Genomic DNA, 11,379 nt, shown 5'->3' on the forward strand with positions numbered 1-11,379 from the left:
CCCCCGAACCGACCCCGGCCACCCCGCCGGCTGTCGAGCCGGAACCCATCACCCCGGACACGGAGCCGGCCCCCATCCCTTCCCACCTGCTGCCCATGGCCCGCTTCGCCGCCGTGCAGCACGAACAATCCACCGGCCAACCCATCACCCCGGTCGAACTGGCCGACCGGCTCGACGTCACCCCGGCCACCGCCAGCGGCCTCCTGACCGCTCTCAACCCGACCCCGATCAACGGACACAACGTCCTGGCCGGTGCTGCCCGATGACCATCCACACCGTCGACGTCGTGCACATCCTGCACACCTGCCCCGCCGAACCGGAGTCGCACCCCTACGACACCCGCCGGACGCTCGTCGACGTCATCCCCGGCGGACCCTGCCGAGCACCGGTCACCATCCGCTGCGGCCAGGTGACCACCACAATCCCCTGCTCTCGGCACGAGCCGGCCAAACGCCAGTGCGGCGCCTGCCGGACCATCGTTGTCGAACGCACCATCACCACCCGCACCCTCGACACTGAGGTTGCGGCCTGATGGCCTCGACGCTGGACCCCACCCCCCGGACCACCATGGCCCGGGGGGTGGGCTCGAACGCCGACACCATCCCGCCCGTCTACAGCTACACCGCCGCCGGGTCCGCGTTCGAACGCACCACCCACCCGGACTACTTCGGCTGGATCGAACACATCCGCGCCGCCGCCGGCTGCACCCGCCCCATCCGCCTCGCCGGACAGATCCTCACCGTCAACTCGTCAACGGGCCGCGTGGTGGAGCAGCGGCACACCGACGCCATGCCCGACGCCGCCATCTACACCGCCTGCGGCAACCGCCGCGCCACGGTCTGTCCCTCGTGCGCGCAGACCTACCAGCGTGATGCGTTCCAGCTCCTACGCGCCGGCCTCGTCGGCGGCAAGGGCATCCCCGACACCGTCGCCCAGCACCCGGCCGTTTTCGCCACCTTCACCGCCCCGTCGTTCGGCACCGTCCACGCCCGGGTCGTCCGCAAGCACACCTGCGCCAACCGGAAGCGCTGCGACTGCCGCGCCGAACCCTGCCACGCCCGCCGCGACGCCGCCCTCTGCCCGCACGGTCGTCCGGCCGTCTGCTGGGCCAGGCACGAGGCCGGGGACGCGGTGTTGGGTCGACCGTTGTGCCTGGACTGCTACGACCACGACCACCAAGTCGTCTGGAACCTCTTCGCCGGGGAGCTGTGGCACCGCACCAAACAAGCCGCTGAACGCTACCTGGCGAAGCTTGCCCGCCGCCGCGGCATCCCCCGCGTCGAGATCGTCACCGCTTCGGGCAAGACGCGGAAGGTGCCGCCGGTCCGGCTGTCACCTGGGAAGGTCGCCGAACTTCAGGCACGAGGGGCGGTCCACTTCCACGCCATCGCCCGACTCGACGGCGTCGACGTCCTGGACCCCGACGCCGTCGTCCCCCCACCGGCCGGCTTCACCCTCGCCGACCTCGTCGACGCGCTCCGCCACGCCGCTACGCAGATCGCCTTCCACACCCCGCCACACCCCGACCGGCCCGACGGCTGGCCGGTCGCTTGGGGCGAGCAGGTCGACCTGGAGCCGATCGCCACCGACGGCACGGGCGAGGTCACCGACGGCATGGTCGCCGGCTACCTCGCCAAGTACGCCACCAAAAGCACCGAGGCCACCGGGCACACCTCCACCCGCCTCACCGCAGACACCATCGGGGACTACGCCGACCCCGACGGCGACCACACCGCCCGCCTCATCGACGCCTGCTGGCGCATCGGCCGACCCACCGGCACCCCGGTCCCGCTCTCGCAGCGACCCCGCGACCCTCGGCCCCGACCCGGCTTCGTCCAGCCGTGGGCGTGCCCCGACTGCGGCACCCACACCCGCTACGCCGCCTGCCCCACCTGCACGGCCCAGCGTCAAGCCAGCCTTGACAGCGAACCGACGAAACCCGCGACGACCAACCCGTACGCACGGCTGCGCCGATGGGCGCACATGCTCGGCTACGGCGGCCACTTCCTCACCAAGGGCCGCCGCTACTCCGTGACGTTCCAACTCCTGCGGAACACCCGCGTCAGCTACCGCCGGCACGAAGACCAGGCCCACGAGCACCCAGCCGCCGGCGGGCAGCTCGTCGACGAGCACCACGGGGAGACCACGCTCATCGTCGGCACCCTCACCTTCGCCGGAGTCGGCTGGCACACCACCGGAGACGCCCTGCTCGCCAACACCGCCGCCGCCATGGCCCGCGAGCGAGCAGCTACCGGCCGCGAAGAAATGGCCCACGAGTTCGGCACTGCCCCGGCCGGCATCGCGCCGGCTGCTGCCCGATTCCGACAGACCTGGGGAGGTCATCCGTCATGAGCACCACCGCCCGCCCGAGTCCCGTCGTCCGGCTCGTTCCTCGCACCGGGGCGACCGTCGTCGGGCCAGTCACCTACACCGTGCGCGAGGTCGCCAAGCTGCTCGGTATCTCGCTGGGTAGCACGTACGCCCTTGTCCGGGACGGCACGATTCCAGCGACCCGCCTGGGTGGTCGCTGGCTCATCCCCCGCACCCGGTTCCACACCTGGCTTGACGGCGTCACCGAGGAAACGGCCGCCGCCACCGGCACCGAGCACGGGCAAAGGCGCTGATGGGCTTCGTCCGCAAGACTCCGGCCGGCACCTACCGCGCCTGCTGGCGTGATCCTGCCGGCGGGCAGAAGTCCAAGAGCTTCCGCACAAAGCGGGAGGCCAGCGCCTACCTGACCGAGGTCGAGGGGAGCCTGAACCGGGGCACCTACGTCAACCCGCATGCCGGCCGTCTTCGCTTCGGCGACTTCGCTCAGCAGTGGCTCGCCACCCGGGTCGTCGAGGCGCGCACCACCGAGCGCACTGTTTCCATGCTCCGCACGCACGTCCTGCCAAAGTGGGGTGATTGGCCGCTCGGGAAGGTCGACTTCATGTCGGTGCAGGAGTGGGTGACGGGCCTTGGTCGGGACCTCGCCCCCTCCACAGTGGCCAAGTGCTACCAGCTCCTCTCGATGATCCTCCGGACGGCGGTTCAGGCGCGGCTGATCGTCACCAACCCGGCCGAGGGGGTGAAGCTGCCGCGTGACCGGTCCCGCGACGTCAAGCCGGTCACGATCAGCCGGGAAGACTTCCTCGGTCGGCTGCTGCCCGCCGTGCCGCCCCGACACCGGGCGATCGTCTCCACCGCCGCCGGGGCTGGCCTGCGCTGGGGTGAGTGCGCCGGCTTGACGTGGTCGTCAGTCGACCTCGACCGGGCATCCCTGCGGGTGGTCCAGGTGGCCGAGGAGACCCACGGCGGAATCGTGCTGCGCCCGTACCCGAAGAGTCGCGCCGGGGTCCGGACCGTTCCGCTGCCCGGCTTCCTCCTGGCCGCGCTCCGCGAGCTGCACGCCGCCGCCGACAACCCGGACCCACGCACGTTGGTCTTTCGCGACCGGGTGGGCCGCCCACTGCGCCGGTCGAACTTCCGCCGCCGAGTGTGGCTCCCCTCGCTGGTCCGCGCCGGCCTGCTCGGCCAGGTCGTCAAAACCGGCCCGCACCAGTACCGCGCGGTCTGGCCTGACCAGGACGGCGTCGAGTGGTCGGCCGAGTTCACCACGGAGCGGGAAGCCGTCGCCTGCGTTGCGGCCAGGGCCGCCGGCGGAATGCGGTTCCACGACCTGCGGCACGCCTACGCCACCTGGCTGGTCACCGACGGTGTCCCGATCAACCTGGTGCAGCGGGTCATGGGCCACGAGCAGGCGTCGACGACGCTCAACCGGTACACCCACACCCCGGACGACTACGCGGCGCGCGTCCTGGAGGCGTTCGACGGCTCTGCTGCCTCCCTGCTGCCTCCGGCCGGGGAAACGCCGTCTCCGGACGACCTCGACGGAGAGGAAGACGACCTATGACCTGCGGTCGCGCGCTCCCATGGAAAAGGGACGACCCCCGTCGGGGGGAGACGGGGGTCGTCGGGAGGTTCGGCTCCGGGGGGGTTGAGCCGAACCGCTCAGCGGTTACGGGGGGTGCAACCGCCGAGGGCCTGCAACTGTCCGAGATATGAGCACTCGTCGTGATGACAAGCATGCCCGAGCGCGCTGTTCACGTCGAGTGGTGTCGACCCCACTGATCGCGAAAATGTAACCAGCGAGTGTGATCACCGTCACTCAGGGCATGGGTGGCCGCACCTCAGGGGCCAGGTCGGAGCGGCCGTGAGCCCCAGGCACCCGCCGACGATAAACCATGGGACTAGACTTTCGCGCCGTGGGCCGAAGTGCCGCTTTCTTCGATCTGGACAAAACCGTCATCGCCAAGTCAAGCGCCCTGGCGTTCGGTCGGCCGTTCTACCGGGACGGTCTGATCACCCGGCGGGACGTGGTCAAGTCGGCGTACGCGCAGCTGATGTTCCGGCTGGGCGGCACCGACGAGCAGACCATGGCCCGAACCCGGGACTACCTGGCCACGCTCTGCAAGGGCTGGCCGGTGGACCAGGTCCGCCAAATCGTCGCGGAGACGCTCCACGAGCTGATCAACCCCTACGTGTACGCCGAGGCCGCTGCTCTCATCGAGGAGCACCAGGCCGCCGGCCGGGACGTCGTTCTGGTCTCCGCCTCCGGCGAGGAGATGGTCCGGCCGATCGGTGCACTGCTCGGCGTGACCGACGTGATCGCCACCCGGATGGCGGTCGAGGACGGCCGGTACAGCGGTGCGGTGGAGTTCTACGCCGCCGGGCCGAGCAAGGTCGAGGCGGTGAGTGAACTGTCCGCCGCCCGTGGGTACGACCTCGCCGACTGCTTCGCCTACTCGGACTCGTACAGCGACCGACCGCTGCTGGAGTGCGTCGGCCATCCCACGGTGGTCAACCCGGACCGGGCCCTGCGCAGGCTGGCCGCGGAGAACGCCTGGCCGGTGCTGGAGTTCCGGCACCCGATTCCGGTCGGTCGCCGGCTGCGGGAGCGTCCGGCCGTGCCGGTCGCCGCGGCGGCGCTCGGGGTGGGCGTCGGGGTGGCGATCGGCATCGCCTGGTACGGCCGACACCGCCGGACCCGTTCCACCCAACTCGCCTGACAGCCGTCGACCGCAACGCCACCTCACCACCCCGACCGGGCCTCGGGCCGCCTGACCGCCGGCGCGCGTCACCCCGGCCCTGTCATGGTCCCGCCAGGCCCGGTCAGCGGGCGGTACGCCGCGGTCGGCTCGCCCTCAGGAGGCGGCGAGCACCTCGTCGCCGATCACGGTGAGCTGGTCGGCGCCAACCTCGACGGCCGCCATGTAGTGCTTGAGCCAGGAGCGCAACCCGTCCGGGGTGCCGGTGGCGAACGCCCCCGCCGCACCCACGTACTCCGGCTCGCGCTCACGGTGGCCCACGTCGACGGCGACCAGCCCGCGCGGGTCGAAGCCGCGGGACATCAGCACCAGCCGGGCGGCGGCGCGGGCCACCACGCCGGAGGGCCCGGCGAACGGGCGCAGGTTGAGCAGTTCGCCGTGCACGACGGCCGCCAGGACCAGCGGCGGGACCTTCGTCCCTCCCGCGACCAGCCCGGCCAGCCCGTCCAGCCGTGCGGCCACCACCGGGTCGGTCACCGGCCGACCCAGCTCGGCCTCGGCCACCACCTCGCGGGCGGCGAGCACGTGCAGCTTCGCCAGGGCCTGTCGGGGCGCCTTCGGCCACCGCTCGATCAGGCCGGGCAGCGCCCCGGCGACCCGCAGCGCGCCCTGCAGCACCGGCTCGGTGACCGTGCCGGCTCGGACCTCCTCACGCTCGTGGGCGTACCCCTCCAGGGCTGCGCTGGCCACCGCGGACCGGAGGCTGGCCTCGGCCGCCACCTGGCCGCCGTTTCGGCGCAACGCGCGGTGCCGCATCGCCTCGTCGACCCGCTCGCGGGCCCGTTCGACGGCGGGGGCGATGTCGGCGAGCGCGAGTAGCGGGGCGAGCGGATCCGTGGTCACCCCGTCACGCTAGCGACCCGGACGGCCCACCCGGGCGGCACCCGCTGGCAACGCGACCGGCACCACCCCGTCGCGCCATCGCCCGGGGCGCCGGGGCGGCCCGACCCCGCTCACGGAATGCGGCAGGTCGGGGCAACCCCCTGCCCAGGACACCGCCGCTTGCCGCACCCGACGGACGACGCAGCCCGACCGACAACGCGGCCCGACCGACAAAGGCCCGACCGACAACGCGGCCGACCGAAGACGCAGCCCGACCGACTACGCACCCTGGGCGGCGACGCCGGGTGGGGGACGCTCGGCGGTGGGCGTCGCCCGCCGGGCGCGTGGCGCGGGCCGCTGGGCGCGGACGGCGGGCAGGCGGTCGCGGGCGTCGAGCCCCGCGACTAGCCTCAGCCAGGTAGGAGACGCAGGTCACAGGACGAAGGAGTCACCGCATGAGTGAGGCATTGGCCAACCTGCTGAACGAGACGCGCCAGTTTCCGCCGCCGGCCGCACTCGCCGCGGAGGCCAACGTCACCGCCGACGCGTACGCGGAGGCCGCTGCGGACCGGCTCGCCTTCTGGGAGAAGCAGGCCGGGCGGCTGGCCTGGGCGCAGCCGTGGGAGCAGACGCTTGACTGGTCGCACCCGCCCTTCGCGAAGTGGTTCGTCGGTGGTCGGCTCAATGTGGCGTACAACTGCCTGGACCGGCACGTGGAGGCTGGCCGGGGTGACCAGGTGGCGATCCACTGGGAGGGCGAGCCGGGAGACACCCGCACCCTCACCTACGCCGACCTGCACCGGATGACCTGCCAGGCGGCGAACGCGCTGACCGAGCTGGGGGTGGCCGCCGGCGACCGGGTGGCGATCTACATGCCGATGATTCCCGAGGCGGCCGTGGCGATGTTGGCCTGCGCCCGGATCGGCGCGACCCACAGCGTGGTCTTCGGCGGCTTCTCCGCCGACGCGCTGACCAACCGGATCCAGGACGCCACCGCCAAGGTGGTGATCACCGCGGACGGCGGCTACCGCCGGGGCAAGCCGTCGGCGTTGAAGCCGACCGTGGACGAGGCGGTGGCGAAGTGCCCGTCGGTGGAGTATGTGCTGGTGGTCCGCCGCACCGGCGAGGAGGTCGCCTGGTCGGCCAAGGACCGCTGGTGGCACGAGACGGTGGAGGCCGCCTCGCCGGAGCACACCGCCGAGGCGTTCGACGCCGAGCACCCGTTGTTCATCCTGTACACCAGCGGCACCACGGCCCGACCGAAGGGCATCCTGCACACCACCGGCGGTTACCTCACCCAGGCGTCCTGGACGGCGCACGCGGTCTTCGACCTGAAGCCGGAGAGCGACGTCTACTGGTGCACCGCCGACATCGGCTGGGTCACCGGACACTCGTACATCGTGTACGGTCCGCTCTCCAACGGGGTCACCCAGGTGATGTACGAGGGCACCCCGGACACCCCGCACAAGGGTCGGTTCTGGGAGATCGTCGACAAGTACAAGGTCACCATCCTGTACACCGCGCCGACGCTGATCCGCACCATGATGAAGTGGGGCGAGGACATCCCCGCCGGGTACGACCTGACGTCGCTGCGTCTGCTGGGCAGCGTCGGCGAGCCGATCAACCCGGAGGCGTGGATGTGGTACAGGCAGCACGTCGGCCGGGGTGAGCTGCCGGTCGTGGACACCTGGTGGCAGACGGAGACCGGCGCCGTCATGATCTCCCCGCTGCCCGGGGTGACCGCCGCCAAGCCCGGTTCGGCGATGACCGCGCTGCCCGGGATCAGCGCGGACGTGGTGGACGACCAGGGCCAGTCGGTGCCGAACGGCGGCGGTGGCTACCTGGTGCTGCGGGAGCCCTGGCCGTCGATGCTGCGGACCATCTGGGGCGACGACAGCCGGTTCCTCGACACGTACTGGTCCCGGTTCGGCGCGGGTGCCGGCTCCGGCGGCGAGGGCGGCTGGATCTACTTCGCCGGGGACGGGGCGAAGAAGGACGACGACGGGCACATCTGGCTGCTCGGCCGGGTCGATGACGTGATGCTGGTGTCGGGGCACAACATCTCCACCACGGAGGTGGAGTCGGCGCTGGTGTCGCACCCGGCGGTGGCCGAGGCGGCGGTGGTGGGCGCGACCGACCCGACCACCGGTCAGGCGATCGTCGCCTTCGCCATCCCGCGCGGCACCACCGACACCTCGGGCGCGGCGGGCGAGCAGTTGATCGCGGAGCTTCGCAACCACGTGGCGAAGACGCTCGGTCCGATCGCCAAGCCTCGGCAGATCATGCTGGTGCCGGAGCTGCCGAAGACCCGCTCCGGCAAGATCATGCGCCGGCTGCTGCGGGACGTGGCGGAGAACCGGTCACTCGGTGACGTGACCACGCTGCAGGACTCCTCGGTGATGGAGCTCATCTCCTCGGGGATGAGCGGCGGCAAGTCCGACGAGGACTGACGCCAGGCGCACCCCTCGGTGGGTGGCGGTCCGCGCGGACCGCCACCCACCGTCGTCTTTCCGGGTACGGAAGCCGATCGAGGTAACGATTACGTGGAACACTCGCAAATAGATCGAAGTTTGTCACTTCTGTTGCCGTGACTCGAATCCGACCTGCTCAGAGAGGGTGGCGAGGCGCAGGGTTGTGACAGTGAAAAGCGTTCTCATCAAGAAGTTGCAACAAATTGACGGGGGCGTCTTCCCAGCGCTGCGGCCGATGTCTATCTTCACCAAGAGTCCCACTGGTCTACCCAGTCGGGCGCGTCTACCGGCCCCTACCCCCGTTGGGCCGGATCCCTTTACACCGGAGGTACCACGTGCGCAAAGTCGCAGTGGGTGTGCTCGGGCTTTCGCTGACGGCGACAGTGCTGTTGACCAGTCCGTCGGCCAACGCCGCGCCGACGCCGAAGCCGGCGGCCCAGAACCCCGACCTCGCCCAACTCGACCACGATCTGCCCAACCCGCTGGAAACCAAGCGGCGGGCGCTGCGCCAGGAGGGCCTGAGCAAGGTCCTCTCGGGCAAGGCCAAGGCGCAGAGGATCAACGGCAGCACGGTCGTCAAGGTCGGCAAGACCCAGGCCGAGGGTCGCAGCGCCCGGACGTTCGGGGCCAGCACCCCGACCCAGGACCAGTACGTCGAGCTGTCCCGCGAGAAGACCGACCGGATCTTCGTGATCCTCGCGGAGTTCGGCAACGAGCGGCACCCGAACTTCCCGGACCAGGACACCGACCCGGAGACCCCGGGCCCGACCCGGTTCGACGGTCCCCTGCACAACGAGATCCCCAAGCCCAACCGGGCGGTGGACAACTCCACCGTCTGGCAGGAGGACTACAGCGCCGACTACTTCCGCAAGCTCTACTTCGGAACGGGTCAGGGCGACGAGTCGCTGAAGCAGTACTACGAGGCGCAGTCCTCGGGCCGCTACAGCGTCGACGGCACGGTCACCGACTGGGTCAAGGTCAGGTACAACGAGGCACGGTACGGCCGCTCGGGCGGCTACCCCTGCGACTCGAACGTCTGCACCAACACCTGGGCCCTGGTGCGGGACGCCGCCAACCAGTGGGTCGCCGCCCAGAAGGCGCAGGGACGCTCCGACCAGGCGATCGCCGCCGACGTCAAGGCGATGGACCAGTGGGACCGGTACGACCACGACGCCGACGGCGACTTCAACGAGCCCGACGGCTACATCGACCACTTCCAGATCGTCCACTCCGGCGGCGACGAGGCCGACGGTGACCCGCACCAGGGTGAGGACGCCATCTGGAGCCACCGGTGGTACGCCTTCGCCTCCGACCAGGGCAGCACCGGCCCGGTCAACTTCCCGGCCGGCGGCACCCAGATCGGCAACACCGGCGTCTGGATCGGTGACTACACCATCCAGCCGGAGAACGGCGGTCGCAGCGTCTTCTACCACGAGTACGGCCACGACCTCGGTCTGCCGGACGACTACAACGTCACCAATGGTGGGGACAACAACAACGAGCACTGGACCCTGATGGCCCAGAGCCGGCTCGGCGCCAAGAACGACGGCGGCATCGGCGAGCGGGGCGGCGACTTCGGCGCCTGGAACAAGCTCCAGCTCGGCTGGCTCGACTACGAGGTCATCGTGGCCGGCCAGAAGCGCACCCTGGAGCTGGGCCCGCAGGAGTACAACTCCGAGAAGCCCCAGGCCGCCGTGGTGGTGCTGCCGGAGCGGGAGTACAGCTTCGACAACGGCAAGCCGTTCGAGGGCACGCAGCAGTTCTTCTCCGGTAACGAGGACGACCTGAACAACACGATGACGCGGACCATCGACCTCACCGGGAAGAGCAGCGCCGCGCTGTCGATGAAGGGCCGCTACAACATCGAGGAAGACTACGACTATCTCTTCTTCGAGGCGTCCACCGACGGTGGCAAGACCTGGTCGACCCTGCCGGGCACGGCCAACGGCAAGGCCCTCAAGGAGATCTCCGCGGGGCGCTTCGCCCTGGACGGCTCCAGCGACGACAAGTGGGTCGACGTCAGCATCCCGATGGACGGGCTCGCCGGCAAGGTCGCGCAGTTCCGGCTCCGCTACCAGACCGACGGTGGTGTCTCCTCCGGCGGCTTCTTCGGTGACGCGATCACCGTGACCGCCGACGGGCAGACCCTGCTCAGCGACGGCGCCGAGGCCGGCGCCAACGGGTGGACCCTCGGCGGTTGGAGCATCGTCGCCGAGACCTACACCCGCACGTTCGCCAACTACTACATCGCCGGCAACCGGTCGTACGTCTCGTACGACCAGTACCTGAAGACCGGCCCGTACTTCTTCGGCTACGCGAACACCCGACCCGACTACGTGGACCACTACGCGTACCAGGAGGGTCTGCTGATCTCCTACTGGAACCTCCGGTGGGCGGACAACGACACCTTCGAACACCCGGGTGAGGGCCGCAACCTGATCATCGACTCGCGCCCGCGGCCGCTCTACAACCTGACCGGCAACCCGTGGCGGGCCCGGGTCCAGGTCTACGACGCGCCGTTCAGCCTGAAGAAGGCCGACTCGTTCACGCTGCACCTCAACAGCCAGCCGCAGTACGTCCGTGGCCAGGCCGCGCAGCCGCTGTTCGACGACACCCAGAAGTACTGGTACGAGGAGTTGCCGAACCACGGCGTCAAGCTCCCCGCCACCGGCACCAAGATCAAGGTGCTGGAGCAGAACGGCACCTCGGTGAAGGTCCGCTTCTCCTGATCCGCTGATCAGCGCACCACCGATGCCCGGGCAGGGTCACCTGCCCGGGCATCGCCCGCTCCGCCGGTCGGCGCGCCCGGAGTGGAACCGGTGGGGGCGAGGGAGCGTCCGACCGGCGTGGCACCACGTAGCGTCAACCTGCCCGCCGTCCTCACAATGGCGCTGCTCGTGCCCCTCACCGGGTGTGCCGGGAACGGAGAGCGCATGTCCCAGGAGACTCCCGCGACCGAACCGACGTCGCCAGCCTCATCCGGCGCGACCCCCGGC

The 11,379-nt window shown here is 70.6% G+C and carries 8 protein-coding genes and 1 pseudogene; 8 read left to right on the forward strand and 1 reads right to left on the reverse strand.

Annotated features, from left to right (window positions below; all coding sequences use genetic code 11):
- The 6 genes and pseudogenes from E1193_RS24780 to E1193_RS24805 form a co-directional block, all read left to right on the forward strand.
- A pseudogene (locus tag E1193_RS24780) lies at positions 1-266 on the forward strand (hypothetical protein); the annotation flags it as partial.
- Entirely contained in the window at positions 263-532 is a 270-nt protein-coding gene (locus tag E1193_RS24785) for a hypothetical protein (RefSeq protein WP_132185590.1), read from the forward strand. The pseudogene E1193_RS24780 and the gene E1193_RS24785, both read left to right, overlap by 4 nt.
- Positions 532-2,352 (forward strand): replication initiator, encoded by a 1,821-nt coding sequence (locus E1193_RS24790; RefSeq protein WP_132185591.1) that lies wholly within the window; start codon positions 532-534, stop codon positions 2,350-2,352. Before E1193_RS24785 ends, E1193_RS24790 begins: the two co-directional genes overlap by 1 nt.
- Positions 2,349-2,624, forward strand: a complete 276-nt coding sequence (locus E1193_RS24795) for a helix-turn-helix domain-containing protein (RefSeq protein ID WP_132185592.1) — start codon at positions 2,349-2,351, stop codon at positions 2,622-2,624. Before E1193_RS24790 ends, E1193_RS24795 begins: the two co-directional genes overlap by 4 nt.
- Complete coding sequence (locus tag E1193_RS24800; protein ID WP_243707872.1) at positions 2,624-3,895, forward strand: site-specific integrase; 1,272 nt, start codon at positions 2,624-2,626, stop codon at positions 3,893-3,895. Before E1193_RS24795 ends, E1193_RS24800 begins: the two co-directional genes overlap by 1 nt.
- Before the next feature lie 352 nt (positions 3,896-4,247).
- Positions 4,248-5,051 carry an HAD-IB family hydrolase gene (locus tag E1193_RS24805; protein WP_132185593.1) on the forward strand — a complete coding sequence of 268 codons (804 nt, stop codon included), beginning with the start codon at positions 4,248-4,250 and terminating at the stop codon, positions 5,049-5,051.
- Between the two features lie 135 nt (positions 5,052-5,186).
- Here the strand turns inward: E1193_RS24805 and E1193_RS24810 are convergent, their stop codons facing one another.
- On the reverse strand, positions 5,187-5,933 hold the full coding sequence (locus E1193_RS24810; protein ID WP_132185594.1) for an oxidoreductase: 747 nt from the start codon (positions 5,931-5,933) through the stop codon (positions 5,187-5,189).
- 434 nt (positions 5,934-6,367) lie between these two features.
- On the opposite strand from E1193_RS24810, the gene acs reads away from it, so the two are divergent.
- Positions 6,368-8,362 carry an acetate--CoA ligase gene (gene acs, locus E1193_RS24815; RefSeq protein ID WP_132185595.1) on the forward strand — a complete coding sequence of 665 codons (1,995 nt, stop codon included), beginning with the start codon at positions 6,368-6,370 and terminating at the stop codon, positions 8,360-8,362.
- A 371-nt stretch (positions 8,363-8,733) separates the two neighbouring features.
- On the forward strand, positions 8,734-11,112 hold the full coding sequence (locus E1193_RS24820; protein WP_132185596.1) for an immune inhibitor A domain-containing protein: 2,379 nt from the start codon (positions 8,734-8,736) through the stop codon (positions 11,110-11,112).
- Positions 11,113-11,379: the final 267 nt, after the last annotated feature.

This window comes from Micromonospora sp. KC606 (assembly GCF_004348675.1).
Classification (GTDB): domain Bacteria; phylum Actinomycetota; class Actinomycetes; order Mycobacteriales; family Micromonosporaceae; genus Micromonospora.

What these genes read in the sequence shown, in the direction of transcription:
- E1193_RS24785 (WP_132185590.1), top strand. Translation starts at nt 263, where the DNA reads ATGACCATCCACACCGTCGACGTCGTGCACATCCTGCACACCTGCCCC.
- E1193_RS24790 (WP_132185591.1), top strand. Translation starts at nt 532, where the DNA reads ATGGCCTCGACGCTGGACCCCACCCCCCGGACCACCATGGCCCGGGGG.
- E1193_RS24795 (WP_132185592.1), top strand. Translation starts at nt 2,349, where the DNA reads ATGAGCACCACCGCCCGCCCGAGTCCCGTCGTCCGGCTCGTTCCTCGC.
- E1193_RS24800 (WP_243707872.1), top strand. Translation starts at nt 2,624, where the DNA reads ATGGGCTTCGTCCGCAAGACTCCGGCCGGCACCTACCGCGCCTGCTGG.
- acs (WP_132185595.1), top strand. Translation starts at nt 6,368, where the DNA reads ATGAGTGAGGCATTGGCCAACCTGCTGAACGAGACGCGCCAGTTTCCG.